This window comes from Isosphaeraceae bacterium EP7, assembly GCA_038400315.1.
Lineage (GTDB): Bacteria > Planctomycetota > Planctomycetia > Isosphaerales > Isosphaeraceae > EP7.
Genome location: CP151667.1, coordinates 6,104,526 through 6,128,049, shown reverse-complemented (window position 1 = coordinate 6,128,049; position 23,524 = coordinate 6,104,526). Strand labels below are relative to the sequence as shown.

Below are 23,524 nucleotides of genomic sequence, written 5' to 3'. Positions count from 1 at the left end.
CGTGCCGAGACCATGCTGGACACCAAGCCCCCGATCGACATCGGAATCGACGTCTCCGAGGCCGATCTCGACACCGCCACTCGCCCCAGCTCCGCGCCGAACCGCGACTCAAACGATCCGGCCGGCATCGACGCGGTGGTCGCCCGGCTGAGACCCCTGGCTCCCGCCCTGATCGTCGTCGAGGCCACCGGCGGCCTCGATCTGCCCCTGGTTGCCGGCATCCCCGTCGCCGCGATCAACCCGCGACAGGCTGGCGACTTCGCCAAGGCCTCAGGCCCCCTGGCCAAGACCGACCGGATCGACGCCGAGGCCCTGGCCCACTGCGCCAAGGCAATCCACCCCGAGGCCCGACCGCTCCCCTCGGCCGAGGTCCGGGCCCTGGACGCCCTGCAGTCACGACGCCAATAACTGCCGGGCATGCGGCTCATGGAATCCAATCGCCTGGGCTCCTGCTCCGATGCGATGGTGAGGGCCGGCCTTGAGCGGCAAATTGCCTAGCTGGGGGTCGAGGCCGCAGAGGCCGATCGCCTCCCGGACGAGGCGGTCAAGGCGAGCCCGGCGTGGAAGGAGCGGGACGAGCCGCTGAGGAGCATCCTCGGGCTGGGGCCGGAGACCAGCCTGACGCTGATGGCCGCCCTGCCGGAATCGGGTGCCCTTGACGGGAGCAGGATGTCGGCACTGGTCGGTCTGGCGCCGTTCGCCGACGACAGCGGCACTCGCCATGGCTGTCGGCATGTCCGCGGCGGCCGAGCCGTGCTCCGACGGGTGCTCTACCTTGTGTCCCTGTCGGCGGTGCGATACAACCCCGCAATGAAGGCGTTCAAGGAACGCCTGGTGTCGTGGGGCAAGAAGTCAAAGGTGATCCTGACGGCGGTCGCTCGCAAGCTGCTGGTGATCGCCACCGCGGTGGTCCGCGCCGGCCGGCCGTGGGAGCCGGAGTTGGCGCTGGCCCGCTGAATGTCAGCTCACGATCTCCGAATCAAACGGCACCTGAGGCCTTGTCTCGAAACACAGTCACTTTTTCAGCGCCATCACATCCTTCGAACACGATGCAGACCTTGAGGCCTTGATGTCGCACCCACTACTGCAGCTTTACGAGTTCTACGCGCAGTTTCGCAAGTTCGTGTTAAGAATCCTTGCCGCCGAGTTTTCCTTCGCCGCGTGCGCCCTATCCCGCTTGATCTTGTCACTATGGCTCATGCTCAGCTCCTCTCCACGTTTCAAATTAATAGGTCATTCGGAGAGACTGCCGTTTCGCCAGAGGGAGATCTTCCTCGAATTCGAGCTTTCGTAGCGACTCAATTCGTGGTTGTACCGGATGCCGGGCGACTGTGTCTTCGTCGCGTTGGCTTTGTCGCGCGTGGTCCTTAACTGGCGCGAATTCCGCTGCTACAATTTTGTTCCGTCGCCCGCGTTAGTGGTTTCAGGGCCTGGGTTCACGTCGTGAAGTGAATATTGTTCGGGGCTGTCAAGCCCTGATCCGTGCTTCCCACTCGACGATACGTAGGCCTCATTCTGGCTGGGATTGGGTTCAATCGCAGCAAGCGAGTCAATGGATCGTTGGGAGCGACCACGATGAAGAGGAGAACATTCTTAGTGCTGATTCTAGCCTTCCTAGCTGGGGGCGGGGTCCTTGCCTGGCAGGCTTATCAAGCCCGGCTGACGGCGCTGCCGCCGGGTATCGCATCGGGAAACGGGCGGATCGAGTCGGTTCAAGTGGACGTGACAACGAAGATACCTGGCCGGGTAACGAAGATTTTCGTTCACGAGGGGGACATGGTTCGAACCGGCCAAGTCGTCGCGAAGATGGACATCGTCACCCTCGAGGCGGAACTTGCTCAAGGCGAGGCGACAGTCGCCGAGGAGGAAGCGAAGGCGATAGAGGTCGACGCGGCAATCGCTAAGGCAGAAAGCCAGTTGAAGCTTGCCCAGATCGAGTTCGAACGAACCCGCGCACTCGTCGCCCGCAAAGCCGCAACCCGCGCCGAGTTCGACCTCAAGGAGACCTTGGTAAAGACTTGCAGCGCGACATTGAACGGCGAGAAGGCACGAATGAACACTGCCCGAAGGACGGTCGACGCCGCCAAGGCCGAAGTGGCACATATCCAAACGCGAATTAACGATATGACCCTTTACTCCGTCGTCGAGGGGCGCGTCCTCTATCGACTCGCCGAGGAGGGGGAGGTCTTGGGCAACGGCGGCAAAGTTCTCACACTCGTTAACCTCGCCGATGTTTACATGGAGATCTACCTGCCTGCCCAGGATGCCGTAAAGATCAAGATCGGTGCTGACGCCCGCATCGTCCTCGACATCGCCCCCGAGTTTGCCGCTGTGGCAAAGGTCAGTTTTGTCGCTCCGGAGGCTCAGTTCACCCCCAAACAAGTTGAGACTCGCAGTGAGCGCGACAAGCTGATGTTCCGGGTTAAGTTGACCGTGCCCCCTGAGCGTGTCCTGCCGTACATCGAGCGAGTAAAAACCGGCATCCGCGGAGTGGGTTATGTCAAGCTCGACGACACCGTGAAGTGGCCGGAGCATCTCGAACGGCGATTGCCCGCGCGTAGCCCGGCCTCGGCAACGGCGAATGCATCCTCGAAAGATGGAGCGGACGAAGCGGCGCCCGCGAGCGACCCGTCTCAGAAGCCCGCACCCGCCCCGCCAGCCAAAGAGAAGCCAGTCGTCCCCGCGGCTGCCGGCGAAACAGCCTCCAAATAGTGATTTGAGGACCCAATGGCCACATCCAGCAGGTCCGCTAGTCCGATTGAACACGATAAGTCTGTGGTCTCGGTCCGCGGCGTTTCGCACGTTTACGGAGCGGTGCGCGCACTGGACGGCCTCGACGTCGAGGTCCCGTCCGGCTGCATGGTTGGCCTTATCGGGCCGGACGGCGTGGGAAAGTCAACGTTGATGGGCCTGATCGCCGGCTCGAAGCGGATCCAAACGGGCGAGGTCCTCGTTCTCGGCGGTGATATGAACGATGCAGGGCACCGAAGCGAAGTGTGTCCACGAATCGCCTACATGCCCCAGGGTCTTGGCAAGAACCTATACCTCGAGTTGAGCGTTTTCGAAAATATTGACTTCTTTGCGCGACTCTTCGGCGTGCCAGACGCGGAGCGCGAGCTACGGATCAAGGTGCTGTTGGACGCCACCGGGCTGGGCCCGTTTCCAGATCGGCCCGCGGGCAAGCTTTCCGGCGGCATGAAGCAGAAAGTCGGCCTCTGTGGCGCGTTAATCCACGACCCCGACCTGCTCATCCTCGACGAGCCGACTACCGGTGTCGATCCCCTGTCCCGCCAGCAGTTCTGGAACCTGATCGACAACATTCGAGCACAACGCCCTGGAATGAGCGTGCTCGTCTCGACCGCCTATATGGAGGAGGCTCAGCGATTCGACTGGACAATCGCGATGGACGCCGGTCGAGTCCTTGCCATCGGCACACCCGCCCAATTGATGGAACGAACCAGCGCGAGCAGCTTGGAGGAAGCATTTGTCTCGCTTTTGCCCGGCGCCGAGACGAGTGGTCGTCGCACCCTGGTGATCCCGCCGCGCGTGGACCCGGGGGGAGAGCCGGCAATTCAGGCTACGGGACTCACCAAACGCTTCGGGAAATTCGTCGCGGTCGACCGTGTAAGTTTCACCATCGGCCGCGGCGAGATCTTTGGATTCCTCGGCTCGAATGGCTGCGGCAAGTCCACGACGATGAAGATGCTCACAGGCCTACTTCCCGCCAGCGAGGGAGAGGCAAAGCTCTTCGGCGAGCCCGTGGACGCCAACGATCTATCCACCCGGAACCGGGTGGGATACATGTCGCAGGCGTTCTCGCTTTACGGCGAGCTTTCAGTGCGGCAAAACCTTGACCTCCACGCCAAAATCTTCGACATCCCGAAAGACCGAGCCCGCTCCCGAATCGACGAACTGGTGGACCGTTTCGGCCTGCGGGCACACTTCAATGCTCCCTCGCAGGATCTCCCTCTAGGTCTGAAACAGAGGCTTTCACTTGCTGTCGCCGTACTGCACGAGCCGGATATGCTATTGCTCGATGAGCCAACCTCAGGGGTGGACCCTGTCGCCCGCGACGAGTTCTGGGAGTTGCTCATCGACCTGTCACGCCGACAAGGAGTGACGATCTTCGTTTCCACGCACTTCATGAACGAAGCAATGCGTTGCGATCGGATCTCCCTGATGCACGCGGGTGTCGTGCTGGCCTGCGACACCCCAACGCGTCTAGCGACCGTACGCGGCACCAAGGACCTGGAATCCGCCTTCATCGTCTACATCGCCGAGGCCGAGGCCGCCCGACAGAAGCAGGTTGAGGCAGAATTACACGTACCTGACGCGACAAAGCCGAGCGGCAATTCAGACGCGACGGTAACGCCCGCACCCGGCACGTCGTATACGAATGCCCTGACGCATCAACCGGGATCCGGTCTGAGCCTAGGCCGGACACTAGCCTACAGCCGTCGCGAGGCCCAGGAGATCGAACGCGACCCAGTTCGTCTGCTTTTCGCGTTCGTCGGGTCGGCCTTGATGATGCTTGCCTTTGGCTTCGGCATTACGACCGATGTCGAGAACATTCGGTTTGCCTATTTGGACCTTGATCAGTCACCCGAGAGTCGCGCATACCTCGCTTCATTCGAGGGCTCACGCTACTTCGTCCGTCATTCACCAGCCAAGACGCAAGAAGACCTGCAATTGCGATTGAAATCGCATGAAATCGAGGTCGCCCTCGAGGTGCAGCCCAATTTCGGTAGGAACCTCGGCAAGGGCAACAAAGGCGAGATTACAGCCTGGGTTGACGGCGCTCCCACGAACCGCGCGGAGAGCCTTCGCCAGTACCTACAGGGCGTGCATAATACATTCCTGGAGGAATACGTGCGGAGCAGCCCCGGCGACTTTCCAAGGCAACCCGCCGTCGAGATCCAGACCCGTTTCGCCTACAACCCAACATTCGAGAGTATTTACGCCATCGTGCCGAGCGTGCCCGCCATCTTGCTGATTCTCATCCCGGCAATCCTCATGGCCGTGAGTATCGTCAGGGAAAAGGAACTGGGATCGATCATCAACTTCTACGTCACACCCACACGTCGGCTTGAGTTTCTAGTGGGCAAGCAATTGCCATACATCGCTATCGGCATGATCAATCACGTTGCGCTCCTGCTTATGGCCGTCCTCTTATTCGGAGTTCCGCTCAAGGGCAGTGGTTGGATGCTGACAGTCTGCGCTCTGCTTTACGTGACGGCCACCACGTCGCTCGGCATGCTCGTCGCGACGTTCACCTCCAGCCAAGTGGCAGCCGTTTTCATCACGACGATCCTCACGATCCTGCCTACCACGCAATTCTCCGGCCTGCTCCAACCGGTCTCAACCCTGGACGGCGGTGCCCGAGTCTTCGGCATGCTCTGGCCCACCACGTATTACATGCACGCCAGCGTCGGTGCCTTTACCAAGGGCCTGGGGGCCTACGGCCTCCTTACAGATGCCCTCGCCCTGGCCGCCTTCATTCCGATCCTCATCGGTCTCAGCGTTGCGGGGCTACCCCGCCAGGAGAAATAGTATGAGGCGGCCTTCCAATATCCTCTGGCTCGGCGTGAAGGAATTACGCAGCCTAGCGAGTGACCCAGTCCTCGTTCTTTTTATCATTTATGCGTTTTCGCTGTCGATCATTACACAGGCGCGAGGTGTCAAATCCGAGGTCAATAACGCCAGCCTAGCGTTTATTGATGAGGATGAGTCCCAGCTGTCGAAAGAGTTGATCGCTTCATTCTTTCCTCCTCAATTCCAGCGGCCCGTCCTCATCGCGCCTGATGACGCCTCGAGAGATATGGACCGCGGCCGTTTCATGTTCATAGTCACGATCCCGACGCGATTTGAATCTGACCTTCGCCGCGGCCGGCCCACCGAGGTGCAAGTGAACGTGGACGCTACAGCGATGCAACAGGCGAGCATCGGTGCCGGCTACATTCAAGGCATACTCAACGATCGGGTTTCCTCTTTCATCCTGCGCACGGACGCGAAGCTCGACCAGCCTCTGCGCGTCGTGGTCCGCAAGGAATTCAACCCCAATGGCGAGGCGTCTTGGTTCACCGCGATCGTTGCGCTAATTAATCAAATCACCACACTCACGGTGGTGCTCACCGGGGCAGCGCTGATCCGGGAGCGCGAGCATGGCACGATCGAGCACCTTCTTACGCTGCCGCTTACCCCATTCGAGATCGCGATTTCCAAGGTCTGGGCGAACGGCCTCGTCATTCTCATGGCCGTATCAGTCTCGATGATCTTCGTCGTGCGCGGTCTTTTGCACGTGCCGATCGCAGGGTCGCTCGGACTCTTCCTCTTCGGTGTCGTGCTCTACCTGTTCTCCGCCACCGCGCTCGGGCTTTACTTAGGAACGATCGCCCGTTCCATGGCCCAGTTCGCATTGCTGATTATTTTGGTTGTCATCGTGCTGCAATTACTCTCGGGCGGCAACACGCCGGTCGAAAGCCAACCCTTCTGGATGCAGCGACTCACGTTGCTGCTGCCTTCCCGCCACTTTGTCAGTTTCTCGCAGGCGATCATCTTCCGAGGCGCCGGGCTCGAGACCGTCTGGCCCCAATTCTTAGCCGTTTCCACTATCGGCCTCGCCTTTTTCGCATTCAGTCTCCGACAGTTCCGCCAATCGATCTCCGTAAGCAAATAGGCCAGAAAGCTGCGGTTTCCCGAGCGTTGATGGGCGAAGCTGTCACCTATAAGCTGATGGGATGTGACCGATAGCAAGGGCTAGCTGGAAGCGAATCGTCTGCGTAAAGAGTCGATTTGTGCAATCGGCCTCTTTCCGCTTGGAAATCGACCGAATCGCGGTGATATTGACACCGATGCTCCTCCAGCGGGCCTGATGGCCGAATCAACGCGATAAGGTGGTGAGAGTACGCTCATTGATAGGTACTGAGCGAATGATCGTTCTGGACGACCAGAATCACGACTGCGGATTAGCAAATGCCACGGACAGGGCTGAGCAAGAGCACTCGCACTTTGTCCGGGGGTGTCGACGAAAACTCTCCCGATGTCCGCAGCCGCATCTGCGAGGGGCTCGAACTCTTCGGAATTGATATCGCCTTCGGACGAAATGCGTCGGGTGAAACGCCGATTTCCCGGACGCGAACTCGACTATCTGCAAGTGATATCTACTGACTAGAAAGGCATAATTACGACGAAAACAACATGCCTACTTTCAATATAAGTATAACATGCATTTTTGATTTAGTAAATGCCAGCGATCTCTATTGCGGAGTGGACCAATGGACGTGACACCGATGACTCGAGCACCAAACGAGACCGCCATGCCCTCGGACAATTCTCGTGGCGAAGAGACGCCTCTTTCGTCGGACGAGTTGTGCAAGCTCGACGCCTACTGGCGTGCCACCAACTACCTGTCCGTCGGGCAAATCTACCTGCTCGATAATCCCCTCCTGAGAGAGCCGCTCAGGCGTGAGCACATCAAGCCCAGGCTGCTCGGCCATTGGGGCACGTCGCCAGGCCTGAACATGCTCTGCACGCATCTTAACCGGGTCATCAAGCGAGATGATCTGGACATGATCTACATCATCGGGCCGGGGCACGGCGGCCCATCCCTGGTTGCCCACGCCTACCTCGAAGGAACTTATAGCGAGTATTACCCGGAGATCAGTCAGGACGCTGAGGGAATGCGAAGGCTGTTCAAACAATTCAGCTTCCCGGGGGGCATTCCTAGTCACGTCGCGCCGGAGACGCCGGGCAGCATCCACGAGGGCGGCGAACTCGGTTACTCGTTGAGCCACGCCTACGGGGCGGCCTTCGACAACCCAAGTCTGATCGTCGCATGTGTCGTCGGCGACGGCGAGGCGGAGACCGGCCCTCTCGCGACCGGCTGGCACGGGAACAAGTTCCTCAACCCGGCGCGCGACGGCTGCGTACTGCCGATCCTCCACCTCAACGGCTATAAGATCGCTAATCCCTGCTTCCTCGCCCGGATCCCGAAGGAAGAACTTCAGAAGTACTTCGAGGGCATGGGCTACAAGCCGTACTTCGTCGAGGGGCACGATCCGACGGCGGTCCATCAGCAGCTCGCCGGAGTGCTCGATGCCGTCGTGGCGGAGATCGGTCGTATCTGGGACGACGCCCGGACGAGGGGCAACCTGAAGCGCCCGGCGTGGCCGATGATTATCTTCCGCACGCCGAAGGGGTGGACTTGCCCGCCGGAGATCGACGGCAAGAAGTGCGAGGACTACTGGCGGAGCCATCAAGTTCCGATGGGCGACATGGACAAGCTCGATCACATCCGAATCCTCGAGGACTGGATGAAGAGCTACCGGCCCGAGGAGCTGTTCGACGCCCAAGGGAGGCTGACACCTGAACTGGCCGACTTGCCCCCGAAGGGCCACCGCCGGATGAGCGATAATCCTCATGCCAACGGCGGCCTACTGATGCGGGACCTGAAGATGCCCGATTTCCGTCACTACGCGGTGGACGTGCCCAGCCCTGGCGCGACTACGGCCGAGTCGGCGCGAGTGATGGGCACCTTTCTTAGGGACGTGATGAAGCTGAACCTTGAGAGCCAGAACTTCCGAATCTTTAGCCCGGACGAGAATAACTCGAACCGCTGGCAGGACGTGCTCGAGGTCACCGACCGCTGCTACATGGCCGAGATCTACCCCGAGGACGACAAGCTGAGCCCGGACGGTCGGGTGATGGAAGTGCTCAGCGAGCACCAGTGTCAGGGCTGGCTGGAGGGATACCTCCTGACCGGCCGTCACGGGTTCTTCTCGTGCTACGAGGCGTTCATACACATCATCGACTCGATGTTCAACCAGCATGCCAAGTGGCTCAAGGTATGCAACCACATTCCCTGGCGCAGGCCGATCGCATCGTTCAACTACTTCCTCAGCTCGCACGTCTGGCGGCAGGACCACAACGGTCTGAGCCACCAGGATCCCGGCTTCATCGACCACGTCGTCAACAAGAAGGCAGAGGTGATCCGCGTCTACCTGCCGCCCGACGCGAACTGCCTGCTCTCGGTCACTGACCACTGCCTTCGCAGCCGCAACTATGTCAACGTCGTCGTCGCGGGCAAGCAGCCCGCGCCGCAGTGGCTGACGATGGACCAAGCCCTCAAGCATTGCACCCTTGGCCTCGGCATCTGGGAGTGGGCCAGCAATGACAAGGGGGGCGAGCCGGACGTGGTCATGGCCTGCTGCGGAGACGTCCCGACCCTCGAGACGCTGGCGGCGGTCGAGCTCATTCGCACGCACCTGCCGGAGCTGAAAGTCCGCGTGGTGAACGTCGTGAACCTGATGAAGCTGCAGCCGGCCAGCGAGCACCCTCACGGACTCTCGGACCACGACTTCGACGCCCTGTTCACGAAGGACAAGCCGATCATCTTCGCTTTCCACGGTTACCCTTGGCTGATTCACCGGCTGACATACCGGCGAACCAACCACAAGAATCTCCACGTCCGGGGCTACAAGGAGGAGGGCACGACGACGACGCCTTTCGACATGGTGGTCCTCAACGAGCTGGACCGGTTCCACTTGGTGGAAGACGTGATCGATCGGCTTCCCCAGCTCGGCTCCCGCGCCGCCTACTTCAAGCAGGCGATCCACGAGAAGCTGATCGAGCACAAGGAATACATCGCACAACACGGCGATGACATCCCGGCAATCAGCGCCTGGAGCTGGGGGGCGCAGTTGCAGGCTGGCTCGGCGTCCACCTCCACCGAAGGGGACAACGTCTAGGCGTGGGCCCTTATTTCCGGCGTGGATCAAGCTTGCGAAGGAAACTCGTGAAGGAAGGAGCCTTCCCAAGTTCGGCGAGAATCTGCGATGGTTCTCGCACAACATAGCCGTGCGAGGTCGTAATGACGGTCGCCGAGCAGATTCTGCGAGGTCCACTGCGTCTCTCCTATCCCGAGGGGAAAGGGAAGGGATTTGCAACCGCCGATATGATGCAAAGTCGTTGCCTGATCGAAAGTTATCGCTGGGCTCTCAGGGGACTTAAAATCCCCCGGGGGGGAGCCCCCGTATGGGTTCGAATCCCACCGCCGGTAATTAATGCCAGGGGCCGACAGGTCCCGACTGACCTGCCCCCTGGAACCGAATCAGTCGGCGATAAGCTCATCGTGGCGGATGGTGCCTAACCCTGCCTTCCAATCCTTGAGGTGCCCCCCAACGACCGGCTAGCTCTTTTGTCATAAGTAGTCATGCACCGGAGTCCTTCACCAGAGCGAGAATCCCGGCCCGGATCGCTTCGGGTAATTCCGCCCAAGCTTGGACCACAAGGCTTAAGTCGTTTAACATTCGACAATCGCCAGTGGGCAAATCGTGGGAAGCTTCTCGTCGATCGTTCCGCAACCTGCTTTCAGAAATGACACTTATGTCGCAACCGCGACGGTTTGCTAATCCGTTAGCTTGGTGCTCGCCATTTGTGGAGTTAGTCCAGTTCGGGATTATTAATGCTTGTGGATGACGCTTGCTTTAACCATAGCGACGATCCCGGCTCGAATCTCCGGTTTGAGATCGGGCCAGAGTTCATTAAGGAGGGAAAGGTCCGGGTCATTTATCGAGTCGAGAGTTCCGGTGGGCAAATGGTGGGCAAGCGAAGCAGTTGGTTCTTCTAAGTCTCTATCCGCGAACGCTTTGACATTTGGTTCCCGCGGTCTCATAATCCGCAGGTCTCCGGTTCGAGTCCGGACGCCGCTATTCGCCCCCCTCCCCGTCAGATCCCGCCCCAGGCTGTCAAACCCCGCCACGGTCAAGGGTTTACGGCCGATCTCTGCGATGCCTTTCGCGACAACATCCACCACCAACCGCCGCGACCCGCCCCTGCTGTGGACGATTAATGGGCACAGTGGATGCTTGATGCGTCCCGTTTCCGTCCCGGTCGCTGATATCGGTTCGAGGCTTGAACGCTCGGATTGAAGCTGGTGAGAGACGAGGCCGCGTTCTGGGTGTCGTCGATTGCGGTCCTACACAGGTCGGCCCCCGAGCAGCTTGGGCGCTCGCCCACTGGCGCCGGAAAACTTCGCAGCCCCGGACATCTGACTTGGTAGCCTCACTTCTGCGACCGGCTCAATGGCCGGAGCGGTAGGCCCACCAACATTGCGAGTTGCATCAGTGGCGGAGCAGGCCCGCGAAGAAACCTTCGTGGGGCGGGCGGGGCAAGTCTTTCGTAAGCGGGGCGCCAGGCTCGCTGGTCAGGAGGGGTTAGGGCGCTGGCCGCCGGACCAGAGCCATAGCCTCGCACGTCATGGCGTCCATCCGAAGCGGATACGGATAGCAGCCGGGATCCAGGAGCAAATTCTTCCGGATCAACCATTCGTCTACGACGATGCGATACTTGAGGCTGTCGATCCGACGGACGTCGCGTTCCACGGCGGCTGGGTTGCCTCGTTCGGTATCGCGCCAGAGCTTCGCCTGGACATGCTGGAGGCGTCTCTCGGCTTTCGCCTGATTCACGAGATCATACTGGACTCCCGTGACCAGGTTGTTCACCAAGCCTCCGGGTTCTCGGGGCGGGCCCTGGTAAATGACGACTTGCGCGTGGGCGGGCCTTGACCAGAGAATGGCGACCACGATGGCCGCCTGGGCGATCGAGCTTCGGCACAAAAGCTTGGGCATTCATTCCTCCGCCATCGAGTCCTTTCGATATCTCCGCCTGGAATTTATCACACGAATTGGCGGGCATCTCGGACGTAGCCGATTTTGGCTAGACCGGAGGCCGGGCCAGCGTTTCCGCTCCGATCTACGTATGACACATCAGTCGTGCCGAAAATCCGTGTCATGAGTTTCGCCGACATAGCCGGGAAAGTTTGATCAACTCGCCCCCTCACCGCATTCGGCGTCTGACGCTCCCCGCTGGTTCGTAGGTGAGGGCTTGAGGTCGAGCAGTCGAAGCGTCGAACGCCGCTTAGGAAGCGATTGGGAAAGTGATCTCCATGCTGAGCGCGTCGCGGCACCGCGCCTCAGACCAGGTGCAAGCGGTCGTAGTCGGGGCCTGAAAAATTGGAACGCTGAGAATTTTTCGATTTCAGCTGAGGTTAGGCCTGTCAGTTTTCCTGGTCGCTTAAATCGCTGCTCAAGCCACAATCCGCACAAGCCGATCATTATCCAGTCCCCCCCCTGGCATCGTTTGTTCGACCATGGGCCGAGGACGCTCACGAATGAGCCCTGCTCGAGCCAGGAGTTGATGGCCAACAGCTTGGTCGGCGGTCTAGTCGACGAGCAAAACCTCCTCAAGGACGAGGCAGATGAACCTCACAGTGAGATTCTCGAACACAAAGACGATGTGGCACGTGATTGCGAGAGCGATCGCTTGCAGCATCATGCTGCTGGTTCTGCCGTCCTGTGGAATCCCCGCCCTCCGTCATCCGCAACCGCCGCCAGGCCTGCCAAACGACTTCAATGGAACGACAAGCACTGAAAACTCATCCCAGCTCGGGATCGACGAGTTTTATAATGACCGCATGCTTACATGCTTGATCGAGAAGGCGCTGGTCGACAATCGGGAGCTGAAGGGACTGAATGAGGAGGTCCAGATCGCCGGCAACGAGGTGCTTGCGCGGTCGGGGGCGTACCTTCCCTTCGTCAGCATCGCGTCCGGCGCGGGGCTGGAGAGATTCAGCCGCTTCACGCTCGACGGAGCCGCCCTGCTCAACGACCCGTTCCTCCCCGGGAGATTCTTTTCCAATCCGCATGGAAATTACGGGGCGGGCATCAACCTCTCCTGGCAACTGGACATCTATAGGCAGCTAAGGAATGCCAGGGACGCGGCCGGGCAGCGCTACGTCGTCGCCAGCGAGAGGCGGAACTTCTTCGTGACCCGCATGATCGCGGAGATTGCCGAGAATTATTACAGGCTGATGGCGCTCGACAAACGGCTTGAGAATCTGGATCAAATCATCGAGCTTCAAGAGCAAAGTCTCAAAATTGCCGAATTCAGGAAGGAAGCAGCTCGAGGCACTGAGTTGGCAGTCCTTCGTTTCCAGGCCGAAGTTCAACGCAACCAGAGCGAAAAGCTGATCATCAACCAGAGTATCATCGAGGGCGAGAACCGCATAAACTTCCTCGTCAACCGCTACCCGCAGCGTGTCGAACGAGTGTCTGAGGGATTCTACGACCTTACTATTCACCCGCTGAGCGTGGGTGTGCCGTCGGAACTGCTTCAGAACCGCCCCGACATCCGCCAAGCAGAGCGTGAACTGGCGGCCGCTGGGCTCGACGTGAAGGTCGCCAGGGTCAACTTCTTCCCTCAGCTTGTGATCAACGGAGGCGTTGGCCTCCAGTCCCTCAACCTGAGTCATCTGTTCGAGCCGCAAGCCGTGCTCGGCGATATCGCCGGTGGCCTGGTGGCGCCGCTCGTCAACAAGCGAGCGATCAGGGCCCAGTACCTCACCGCAAATGCCCGGCAATTGCAGTGCGTCTACAACTACCAGCGCGTCGTCCTCAATGCCTTCACCGAGGTGATCAACCGGGTGACGATGGTGGAGAACTACACCAAGAGCATCGAGATCAAGAAGCAGCAGCTGGCTTCGCTCGAGGCCTCGGTCAAGGTCGCCGAGACTCTCTTCCAGAATGCCCGGACCGAATACATCGACGTGCTCTATGCCCAGCGTGACCTCAGGGATGCGAGGACTACCCTGATCGACACCAAGGCGGAGCAACTGGCAGCCACCGCGAATGCGTATCAGGCGCTCGGCGGCGGTGTGTTGACGATCTCGACCCCGGCAGACTTTCACGGTCAATATCCGTACACCCACACGGTCCGCAGCGACGAGAGCTTCTCGACGATCTCGCTGCTCTATTACAGGTCGGCCCGGTATAGCAAGGCCCTCTGGGCGGCTAACAAGGACCTTGTCCCCACCTTCGACGGCCTGAAGGTCGGCGAAAAGATCGTCATCCCTCCGGTTGACCGACTCGACCCGGCCCTGATCGAGGAGATCCCCGCGCCTCCGCCGGCCCTCCCCCAGATGGTGCCCGGCGACAAACCGGAGACACTCCCGCCCCCGCCACCCCCCGCAAGCTTGCCCGGCCCGTTCAACCAGGAGGGGTCCAAAGACCCCGTCGTCGAATCCACCGCTGCTACCAAACCCTCCCCACCGTCGACGGATACGGCGACGGCGGGGAAGTGATCGGTCGATCCGCTCGTTGCCTACGATGCGTGGGGGCGATCCTCTCCGAACCACTGACTCGGAGCAGGCGTTCACGGTCAGTCGCGACTTGTTTCCACCGAACGGCTCGACTTCGAACGACGGCCGCCCTGGCCCCGCCTCCTGGAGGCGGGGCCAGGGCGGCCAGGTTCATTCAGCTGAAGAAGGGTGGTCAACCGACCCGTTCGAGGTTGGGTGATCGAGGACCGGGCAATCGGACCGACCCGCGGCTTTCAACGATCCGCGACGTGGACGATAATCTGACACGAAGCACGGCCGAACCTGTTGGATCCAGCGGCTCAGTCCCTGGAGACGCAACCTGGACGTGAGTTGGAAGCGGGACGGGCCTTCTTGCGATGCAGAGCAGCACGTGTGCGTAGTTGCTCTGGAGGGTCAACCGAAGCGACTTGCCAGGCATCGAACGACCACACCGTTTCTTGACTTTCGTCGAGAGTCTAGCTATAAATTTTACGACTTGACCGTCGTGTATCGCTTGACCCAAAACTTTGGGACTTCCTCGGGAGCCGAGAGAGTCGATAAAACAGGGCCATGGGCTTCACCCGTCTAGCCGGGGAAATCGCGGAGCGATTTGGTAGAAATGCTATCTTGCCGGAATTCGGCGAGCGAACCTCGAATCACGACGTTCGAGAAGCGAGATGCCATGCCCGACCGTAAACGCCTCGTTTTCACGCTCTGGCTCACTTCCTCGCTGGTGCTGCTCGCACTCCTGGCGTTTGCGTTGGTTGCCCCGATCCGGACCTCGCGCTCCGTTAACCTCTCGTCCCGGCCCGATTGCCTTCGCCGCACTCTCGCACTACCACCGGGCCTAGCGACGATCTGTCGCGTCGCACCGGTGGAGATCGACGACTTCCTGAAGTTGAAAGCCATCTCTTCCGAGGATGAAGAGCAGGATTGGACCGATGTTCTGGCCAAGTCTTGTGATTCCTTCCTGATCCCGTGGTCCTTCCGCAATCTCCCCGATCGCCAGCCGATCGCCCGCCCCTCGATCCTCTCGCTCTACCCTCTCCGCTGTTAATCCCCCTCCAATCGCCCCTCATGCCGGCTGATCTTTCGCCGGTCCTGCACGCATCATCCAGGTCCTGAGCCTGGGGGATGTCGTTCGATCGACGTCGTCGACTCGGTTCATTCGTGTCTCGCCGCTGCCCAAGTCTTGGGGCTCGACGACCCTCGTGGCCGTCGATTCGGCGTGGTCCGTTGGCCGAGATCCGCGATCGATCGCTGAGGATCCGTCGAGAGTTCATCCTGCGCGCCTTCAGACGCCACCTCGTCCCCCCCCTTGGTGTCGGACCGAGTCGGATCGTTGTCCGTACTCGAATCCCTCAAATCCACACCGCGATTCCTTGGTCCGAGGAATCGGGACAAAGTCGAGAAGAGTCGCACAGGAGTTCCGCGATGAACCAGAATGAACCCGTCGTTGCGATGAATCAGACTGAAATCGCCAAGCGACGGCCGGTGAAGACCTTGATGATGGCAATCGTCCTGCTGGGCGGCGGCGTCCTCGCCCTGTACAAGATGCGCGTGGACCTCCCGTCGCTGCACACGAAAGAGATTTACGCATATCTCGATGATATCAGCGTGAAGGCCATGCGGGCGAATGAACTCGTCGCCGGCAAGCTCGAGTCGGATTCTCACGCGCATGAGGAGCAGCCGCACGGGGAGCAACACAAGATCGTGGTCACCAGCCCCAAGGCGCAAGACGTCACGATCACCCAGGAATTTGTCTGCCAGATCCACTCGCAGCGACACATCAATGTCCGTGCCTTGGAGAGCGGCTATCTCGAGTCGATCATGGTCAAGGAGGGCCAAGCGGTGAAGAAGGGCGATCTGATGTTCAAGATCGTGCCGACCCTCTACCAGGCGAGGCTGGACGCCGAGAACGCCGAGGCCAAGCTCGCGCAACTGGAGCTCAAGTACAGCAAGAGGTTGTTCGACACCAAAGTGGTCTCTCAAAATGACGTGCTGATGTACGAGGCCAAGCTGGCAAAGGCCCAGGCAAAGGCGGAACTGGCCGGGGCGGAGTTGAACTTCACCAACGTCAAAGCGCCCTTCGATGGAATCGTCGACCGCCTGCACGAGCAACTGGGCAGCCTGATCAAGGAGGGGGACGACCTCACGACCCTGTCCGACAACAGCCTGATGTGGGTTTATTTCAACGTGCCCGAGGCCCAATACCTCGAATACATGGCCGGCCTGAATCATCACAAGGACGAGCGGAAAGTTGGACTCCGTCTGGCGGACGGCAGCACGTTCAAGCAGGTCGGCAAGATCGGTGCGATCGAGGCCCAATTCAACAACGAGACCGGCAACATCCCCTTCCGCGCGGATTTTCCGAACCCGGACCGCCTGCTTCGCCACGGTCAGACCGGCACCGTGTTGATCAACCGAGTGGTGAAGGACGCACTCGTGATCCCCCAGCGGGCGACTTTCGAGATCCTCGACAAGCGGTATGCCTACGTCGTCGGTAAGGATGATGTGGTGCACCAGCGCGAGGTTGTCGTCCAGAACACCTTGGACGATATTTTTGTCATCAAGAACGGACTCGGTGTGGGAGACAGGATCGTCCTCGAGGGGCTCCAACAGGTTCGCGACGGCGAGAAGGTCAAATACGAGTTCAGCGCCCCGGAACTGGTCATGTCGAACCTCAAGAACAGGGCTGAATAGCCGAGGCTCTCACGACGGGCCGCGGTCCATTCCACTCGGCACAGCAATTGACGAATTCGGATCATGAGGGCTGGATTCGATTCGCGGCCCGATCTGAATTCCGCTCGGTTTGCCCGGCTCTCATCGGTGCGGGCAAATCGGCGGTCGAGGTTGAGCGGGGGGCTGAGTCGGTCGGAGCCGACTGCCTGCCGAGCGAAACGGGACAACCTGGCGGGTTGGTTATAGCCGATCGGTTTGTTGGTGTCGGCCGTTCGGCGTGGCGGTTGCAGCGGTCGGTGCCCGGAATTCGGCTCATCCACATTCGTGCAATCTTTAGGAAAGTGCGGTCAGGCCCATGTTCGCAAAATTCCTCCAGCGGCCGGCGTTGGCAATCGTCATCTCGGTGGTCATCCTGTTCCTGGGCGGGCTGGCGATCAACACCCTCCCGATTTCCCAGTTCCCTTCCGTCGCGCCGCCCAGCGTGGTGGTCACGGTTGCTTATCCCGGCGCCAGTGCCGCGGTCCTGGTCGACTCGGTCCTCATCATCCTGGAACAGGCCATCAACGGCGTGCAGGACATGCGCTACATGGCCTCCGCCGCCACCAGTGCCGGTGAGGCAACGATCCAGATCGTCTTCGAGCCGGGCACGGACCCGAACGTGGCGGTCTTGAACGTGAATAACCGGATCAACATGGTGAAGAACCGGCTGCCTCCCCTGGTCGAGCGGGAGGGAATCGTCGTCATGCAGATGATGACGAGCATGCTGATGTATGTGAACGTCTTCAGTACCCAGAAGGGCGTCGACCAGAATTTCCTCTACAACTACGCCTTCGTCAACATCCTGCCCGAGATCAAGCGGGTCCGGGGCGTCGGCACCGCCACGATCCTCGGTAGCCGCCAGTATTCGATGCGGGTCTGGCTGAATCTCGACCGCATGCGAGCCTACAATCTGTCCTCCGAGGACGTCATGAAGGCCCTCGGACAGCAGAGCATGATCGGCTCTCCCGGTCGGCTCGGCCAGGCGACGGGCACGACCTCGCAGACGGTCGAGTACGTCCTGACCTGGGTGGGACGCTACAACAAGACGGAGCAGTATGAAAATATCATTATTAAAGCAAATCCTAACGGAGAGATCCTGCGGCTCAAGGACGTCGCCAAGGTCGAGCTGAGTGCCTCCTACTACAACCTCTATTCGGACATCGACGGCCTCCCCTCCGCAGCCATCGTCCTCAAGCAGACCCCGGGCTCCAACGCCGCCGCCGTCATCGAGGAGGTCAAGGAGAAGCTCCAGGAGATGAAGGGGGAGTCATTCCCACCAGGCATGGACTTCGCGGTCACCTACGACGTCTCCGCGTTCCTCGAGGCTTCCATCGAGAAGGTGCTCCACACGCTCTTCGAGGCCTTCATCCTGGTGGCCCTGGTGGTCTTCCTGTTCCTCGGTGATTGGCGTTCCACGCTGATCCCGACCCTGGCGGTTCCGGTGTCGTTGATCGGGACCTTCTTCTTCATGCTGTTGTTCGGCCTATCGATCAACCTGATCACGCTCTTCGCGCTGGTGCTGGCGATCGGGGTCGTGGTTGACGACGCCATCGTGGTGGTCGAGGCGGTGCATGCCAAGATGGCCGAGAAGCATCTCTCGCCCTATCGGGCTACCAAGGAGGTTGTCCAGGAGATCAGCGGGGCGATCATCGCGATCACCATGGTGATGACGGCGGTCTTCATTCCGGTGACCTTCATGACCGGGCCGGTCGGCGTCTTCTACCGCCAGTTCGGTCTCACGATGGCCATGGCCATCGTGCTTTCCGGCGTCGTGGCCCTGACGCTCACGCCGGTCCTCTGCGCGATGCTTCTCAAGCCCCACTCGAACCAGGTGAAAAAGCGTGGCCCGCTCGCCTACTTGCTCCATCTCTTCGACCGAGGGGTCGAGAGGGTCACGGGCGGATATGCCGCGGTCCTACGCCCGATCGTCACGAGCCGCACGTTAACCATGTTCGTGATCATGGGCTTTTGCGTCGCCATTTACCTCGTGAACACGAAGCTCCCGACCGGCTTCATTCCGCTCGAAGACCAGGGGATGATCTACGGGATCATCCAGACGCCTCCAGGCTCGACCCTCGAATACACCAATTCCAAGGCTCACGAACTGCAGGTGGTTGCCAAAGGCATCGAAGGAGTCAACTCGGTCTCCTCGTTGGCGGGTTACGAGGTCCTGACCGAGGGACGCGGGTCGAACGCGGGGACTTGCCTCATCAATCTGAAACCATGGGCCGATCGCAAGCTGACCTCCCGCGAGATCATCGAAAAGCTCGACGAAAAAGGTCGTGCGATCTCCAATGTCAAGCTCGAGTTCTTCGAGCCTCCGGCGGTTCCGGGCTTCGGCGCGGCCGGGGGATTCTCCACGCGTGTCCTCGACAAGACGAACACGAATGACTACGAACGACTCGGTAAAGTGACCGAAAAGTTCATGGCCGCCCTGTCGAAGCGTAAAGAGGTGAAGGGCCTGTTCACCTTCTTCGCCAGCAACTACCCGCAGTATGAACTGGTCATCAACAACGACGTGGCCATGCAGAAGGGGGTGTCGATCGCAGCCGCGTTGGACAACCTATCCATCAACGTGGGCAGCACATGGGAGCAAGGCTTCATCCTCTTCGGCCAGTTCTTCAAGGTCTTCGTTCAGGCCGCGCCGGAGTTCCGGCGGTATCCCGAGGACCTGGAGACAATGTTCGTCAAGAACGAACAAGGGGAGATGGTTTCCTATTCCTCCTTCATGACGCTCAAGAAGCAGCAGGGCCTGAACGAGATCAACCGCTACAACCTGTATCCCTCCGCCGCCATTCAGGGTGCACCAGCTCCCGGCTTCAGCAGCGGCCAAGCCATCAAGGCGATCCAGGAGGTCGCCGCCGAGACTCTGCCCCACGGTTACGACATCGGCTGGGAAGGCCTATCTTATGATGAGGCGGGAGCGGGGAACACGGCGATCTATATCTTCCTGGTCGTCGTTGTCTTCGTCTATCTCGTGCTGGTCGGGCAATACGAGAGTTTCATGCTGCCGCTGGCGGTGATCCTGTCGTTGCCGATCGGGATCTTCGGAGCCTTCCTGCTCCTGAAGGTCATGGGATTGTCCAACGACGTCTACGCCCAGATCGGTCTGGTCATGCTGGTCGGCCTGCTCGGCAAGAACGCGATTTTGATCGTGGAATTCGCGGTGCAACTGCACCGTGAGGGGTTGAGCATCAAGGAGGCGGCGATCAAGGGCGGAAAATTGCGTTTCCGGCCGATCTTGATGACATCCTTCGCGTTCATCGCCGGTCTCCTCCCGTTAGTTTATGCCACCGGCCCCGGTGCGATCGGAAATCGAACGATTGGCACCGCGTCAGTCGGCGGGATGCTCGTGGGCACCTTGATCGGGGTCCTGTTCATTCCCGGCCTGTATTACTTGTTCGGCGTGATTGCCGACAAGAGCAGCCTCATCAAGGACGAGTCGGATGAACCTGTCACCGAGGCGATCGCGGCCCACTGAACGGATCGGCGTATTTGCTCGTATGCCTCGCCCACGCCGATTGCGTCACTGGCTAAGACGAAACAGGTTATATCAGCATATGCAATAATGTAAAAATGCGGAATCAGATGACGCCCGCGGCCGGGGACGCCCAGGTAACCAGGATCTGTTGTCGATGTGCCCCCGGATTCTCTGACCATCGCGGTGAGAATCCGTGGGCACGTCATTTCACGCTAACGCGACACGGTGGCGTATCCTCAGATCAACGCCACGTGCGTGCCAGCAGGCGGAGGAACCGAGGCGAATTCATCGTCCCGATGAGCTGCCGGGACAGGCCACTGTCGCTGACGACCGGGATCTGGAACCGCCTCGCAAGCGCCCTTTGCGTGCGGTTGGTGGCTAGGGCCCGTAGCGCCTCACGGCCGAACTCGAGTGTCGAGTCGCCGCCGGCCAGGCCATCTCGATCGCCATCGAGCAGGTTGTCGAACTGATCGGCGACTCCCGACGGCGTCGAACCATTAACAACCAGCCGATACCCAGAGTTGAGCGGGAGCATGCGGCTGGGGCGAAGTGTCACGGTTCTTGTCGCACCGTCGTAGACGGCCGAGGTCAGCGCGATCGGACGCCCGTTCGGCCCGAGCAGTCGATAGTTGGACACGTCGCCGGCCCGAGCTGGGTTCAGGTCTTCGCCGAAGGTCAGGACCAGGAACGTCGGGCTCGCGTGGAAGCCGAAGCGTGTGAGGTCCGGCACGGCCGGGCCGACCATGTCCCGGATGGTGATTGTCGCGGTGGCCACGGTGCTCGAATTGCCCCCTCCGATGGCGCGATAGGTGAAGCGATCGAGGCCGGAGAAGCCCGCATTGGGCGTGTAGGTGAATGACCCGTCGGCATTCAGAACGAGGACGCCGCTGCTCGGGCCGGAGACAAGCACGGCCGTCAGCAGATTGCCGTCGCCATCGGAGTCGTTGGACAAAACGCCGGGACCCGAGACGGTCAGCGTCGTGCCTCGTGCGCCAGTAAATCCGTCCGCGACAGCAACAGGCGAGGTGTCGTCGTCGAGAATCGCCCCCAAGCCCTGGGCGCCGGCGACGGTCGCGTTGGTGGGATTGGAGAGGTTGACGACGAATGCTTCGTCGAACTCGTCGAGCAGGTCGCCCGTGATCGGCACGAGGATCGTTCCGGTCAGGCTTCCCGCGGGGATGGTCAGCGTCCCGCCACTGGCGACATAGTCAACGCCCGCCGTCGCCGTGCCGTCGGCGGTGGCGAAGTTCAGCGTGACATCGCGGCCACTGACGGCCGAAAGCGTGACGGTGAAGACGGCGTTGGTCGTCCCGGCATCGCCCTCCGTCACGGTCGCCCCGCTGATCGTCGCGGTGGGTGTGGCGTCGTCGTCGAGGATCGCCCCCTGGGCTTGGCCGAGGGCCAGCGTGGCGTTCGTCGGCGCCGTCAGATTGACGACAAATGCTTCATCGGTCTCGTCGAGCAGGTCGCCCGTGATCGGCACGAGGATCGTCCCGGTCAGGCTTCCCGCGGGGATGGTCAGCGTCCCGCCACTGGCGACATAGTCAACGCCCGCCGTCGCCGTGCCGTCGGCGGTGGCGAACTGGACGGTGATGGGAAGCGACGAGAGACCTGACAGAGTGACCACGAATGCCACTGAACTGGTCCCGGCATCTCCCTCCGTCATCGCCAAGCCGGTGATGGTGATCGTGGGCTCAGGCTCATCATCAACGATCGTGCCCGTCCCCACGGTGTTGGACAGGGTGGCGTTGGTCGGTGCCGAGAGGTTGAGAAGGAACGACTCGCTGGTCTCGAAGATGGCATCGTCGACGATTGGAACGATAATCGTCTGCGTCAGGGCACCGCCGGGCAGGAATGTCAGCGTGCCGGCGACGGCCTGGTAGTCTGCCGGTGCCGTCGCCGCTTGTGGCGCCGTCGCGAAGCCGACCGACACGGATTGGCCGCTTGCCGCCGATAACGTGACCGTAAAGACCGCGGTGCCGGCGTTCTCGTCGATCGTCACGCTGTCGATCGACAGCGTTGGAGTTGGGTCGTCGTCGAGGATGCTGGCCACACCGACGGAGTCGGCGATGTTGGCTCCGATGGCACCCGTCAAATTGACCGTCAATGTCTCGGTCGCTTCGTTCAGGGCGTCGTTGACCACCGGGACGGTGAACGTCTGCGAGGTCACGCCCGGGGCGAAGGTGAGGATCGAGGAGGTTGCGGTGTAATCGCCCGGGGCGACGGCCGAGCCGTTGGCCGTGTCGGCGACCACAGAAATGGCCTCGCCGCTGGGGCGGGACAGGCTGACGGTGAAGGTGGCGGTGCCTTCGTTTTCGTTCACCGTCACGTCGTCGATTACCAGTAGCGCGGGGGCGATCGCGATGGAGTTGGTGTCCATCGTCACTGCGGCATTGACCGCGAGGGCCCGGCCGTTCGCGATGCTGGCCCCGGTCGTCAGGGTGATGCTCGTGTTCGCCAGGATGTTCCCCGCGAACGCGGTGTTCGCGCCCAAGGTCGCGGAGCTCCCGACCTGGAAGAAGACGTTGTCGCCATGGGCTCCATTGATCAGGTTGACGGACGAATCGCTCGCCGTGATCAAGGTCGTGCCGATGAGGAAGTCGAAGGAAGCATTCGGGTCGCTCTGGGCGTCGAGGGTCAGTGTTCCCGTCAACTGGGCCGCCGTGTTGATCCTGTAGACGCCCGGCAGGAGCGTGAGCCCGCCCAGATTACCAGCCAGGACTTGCGTGGACGTCGAGCCCACGAGCACACCGTAGGCGGTGGCGAGGTCGGCGTGAGCCTGCGTTGCGACGCCATCGTTTGCATGGATCGTCCCGCCGGTCACGATCCCCGGGGGAAAGCCGGTAATCGCGGAACCTGGGCTGACGCCCAAATCTCCGAAGATGATGGACGGTCCGGTGTTGGTCACCGTGGTGGCCCCCAGGACCGCAAAACTCTGGGCCGTCCCCAGCAACGACACGTTGGCCAAAAGGATTCGATCTTCGCAACGCTCCAGCATCGGCAACGAAAGCCGATGACGACCACGCCTCTCCCGGGTCCTGGCGAGGGAGGAAGCGGTCTCGGGCTTTCGGCTCACCTGCCAGACGGGAGAAAACATCGAGCAGATCTCCTGGAGAAGTGCGAATTAGACGAGCTGAAAATCTGCTTGACTCAGCCGTCTTTGATGGTGTAGCTAAATGGTTCATCCG

At 60.6% G+C, this 23,524-nt stretch carries 12 protein-coding genes, 1 tRNA gene and 1 pseudogene; 11 read left to right on the top strand and 3 right to left on the bottom strand.

The features are described from left to right. Positions 1–12: 12 nt before the first annotated feature. Together EP7_RS24185 and EP7_RS24180 are read left to right on the top strand one after the other, a co-directional pair. Positions 13–408: an IS110 family transposase gene (locus EP7_RS24185; protein ID WP_463524767.1), complete on the top strand. Its 396-nt coding sequence runs from the start codon at positions 13–15 to the stop codon at positions 406–408. 90 nt (positions 409–498) lie between these two features. After that, positions 499–957, top strand: coding sequence for a transposase (locus EP7_RS24180; RefSeq protein ID WP_463528463.1), 459 nt, complete (start codon positions 499–501; stop codon positions 955–957). Positions 958–1,018: 61 nt separating this feature from the next. Here the strand turns inward: EP7_RS24180 and EP7_RS24175 are convergent. After that, positions 1,019–1,120 (bottom strand): annotated as a pseudogene (locus tag EP7_RS24175) (polyphosphate kinase 2); the annotation flags it as partial. Positions 1,121–1,575: 455 nt separating this feature from the next. Between EP7_RS24175 and EP7_RS24170 the strand changes: the two are divergent. The 5 genes from EP7_RS24170 to EP7_RS24150 all read left to right on the top strand — a co-directional run bounded on the left by EP7_RS24170 (position 1,576) and on the right by EP7_RS24150 (position 10,057). Further along, the gene (locus EP7_RS24170; RefSeq protein ID WP_463524766.1) at positions 1,576–2,712 is read left to right on the top strand and encodes an HlyD family secretion protein; all 1,137 of its coding nucleotides are present in this window, start codon (positions 1,576–1,578) and stop codon (positions 2,710–2,712) included. Positions 2,713–2,727: 15 nt separating this feature from the next. Beyond that, positions 2,728–5,550, top strand: coding sequence for a ribosome-associated ATPase/putative transporter RbbA (gene rbbA / locus EP7_RS24165; protein WP_463524765.1), 2,823 nt, complete (start codon positions 2,728–2,730; stop codon positions 5,548–5,550). Between the two features lies 1 nt (position 5,551). Then, the gene (locus tag EP7_RS24160) at positions 5,552–6,676 is read left to right on the top strand and encodes an ABC transporter permease (RefSeq protein ID WP_463524764.1); all 1,125 of its coding nucleotides are present in this window, start codon (positions 5,552–5,554) and stop codon (positions 6,674–6,676) included. Positions 6,677–7,289: 613 nt separating this feature from the next. Next, entirely contained in the window at positions 7,290–9,746 is a 2,457-nt protein-coding gene (locus EP7_RS24155) for a phosphoketolase family protein (protein ID WP_463524763.1), read from the top strand. A gap of 200 nt (positions 9,747–9,946) precedes the next feature. Next, positions 9,947–10,057, top strand: a tRNA-OTHER gene (locus EP7_RS24150). Positions 10,058–11,213: 1,156 nt separating this feature from the next. Here EP7_RS24150 and EP7_RS24145 read toward each other — a convergent pair. Further along, the gene (locus EP7_RS24145; RefSeq protein ID WP_463524762.1) at positions 11,214–11,627 is read right to left on the bottom strand and encodes a hypothetical protein; all 414 of its coding nucleotides are present in this window, start codon (positions 11,625–11,627) and stop codon (positions 11,214–11,216) included. Positions 11,628–12,256: 629 nt separating this feature from the next. Here EP7_RS24145 and EP7_RS24140 point away from each other — a divergent pair. From EP7_RS24140 to EP7_RS24125, 4 genes are all read left to right on the top strand, one after another. Continuing rightward, positions 12,257–14,137 carry a TolC family protein gene (locus EP7_RS24140; protein ID WP_463524760.1) on the top strand — a complete coding sequence of 627 codons (1,881 nt, stop codon included), beginning with the start codon at positions 12,257–12,259 and terminating at the stop codon, positions 14,135–14,137. A gap of 679 nt (positions 14,138–14,816) precedes the next feature. Next, positions 14,817–15,191 carry a hypothetical protein gene (locus tag EP7_RS24135; protein WP_463524759.1) on the top strand — a complete coding sequence of 125 codons (375 nt, stop codon included), beginning with the start codon at positions 14,817–14,819 and terminating at the stop codon, positions 15,189–15,191. 377 nt (positions 15,192–15,568) lie between these two features. Then, on the top strand, positions 15,569–16,837 hold the full coding sequence (locus EP7_RS24130) for an efflux RND transporter periplasmic adaptor subunit (RefSeq protein WP_463524757.1): 1,269 nt from the start codon (positions 15,569–15,571) through the stop codon (positions 16,835–16,837). Positions 16,838–17,171: 334 nt separating this feature from the next. After that, positions 17,172–20,336 (top strand): efflux RND transporter permease subunit, encoded by a 3,165-nt coding sequence (locus EP7_RS24125; RefSeq protein ID WP_463524755.1) that lies wholly within the window; start codon positions 17,172–17,174, stop codon positions 20,334–20,336. Positions 20,337–20,577: 241 nt separating this feature from the next. On the opposite strand, the gene EP7_RS24120 is transcribed toward EP7_RS24125, so the two are convergent. Next, positions 20,578–23,295, bottom strand: coding sequence for a Calx-beta domain-containing protein (locus EP7_RS24120; protein ID WP_463528462.1), 2,718 nt, complete (start codon positions 23,293–23,295; stop codon positions 20,578–20,580). Between the last annotated feature and the right edge of the window lie 229 nt (positions 23,296–23,524).

Coding starts and splice junctions, on each gene's coding strand:
- EP7_RS24155 (WP_463524763.1), top strand. CDS start 7,290: ATGACTCGAGCACCAAACGAGACCGCCATGCCCTCGGACAATTCTCGT.
- EP7_RS24130 (WP_463524757.1), top strand. CDS start 15,569: ATGAACCAGAATGAACCCGTCGTTGCGATGAATCAGACTGAAATCGCC.
- EP7_RS24170 (WP_463524766.1), top strand. CDS start 1,576: ATGAAGAGGAGAACATTCTTAGTGCTGATTCTAGCCTTCCTAGCTGGG.
- EP7_RS24125 (WP_463524755.1), top strand. CDS start 17,172: ATGTTCGCAAAATTCCTCCAGCGGCCGGCGTTGGCAATCGTCATCTCG.
- EP7_RS24145 (WP_463524762.1), bottom strand. CDS start 11,627: ATGCCCAAGCTTTTGTGCCGAAGCTCGATCGCCCAGGCGGCCATCGTG.
- EP7_RS24185 (WP_463524767.1), top strand. CDS start 13: ATGCTGGACACCAAGCCCCCGATCGACATCGGAATCGACGTCTCCGAG.
- EP7_RS24140 (WP_463524760.1), top strand. CDS start 12,257: ATGAACCTCACAGTGAGATTCTCGAACACAAAGACGATGTGGCACGTG.
- rbbA (WP_463524765.1), top strand. CDS start 2,728: ATGGCCACATCCAGCAGGTCCGCTAGTCCGATTGAACACGATAAGTCT.
- EP7_RS24135 (WP_463524759.1), top strand. CDS start 14,817: ATGCCCGACCGTAAACGCCTCGTTTTCACGCTCTGGCTCACTTCCTCG.
- EP7_RS24160 (WP_463524764.1), top strand. CDS start 5,552: ATGAGGCGGCCTTCCAATATCCTCTGGCTCGGCGTGAAGGAATTACGC.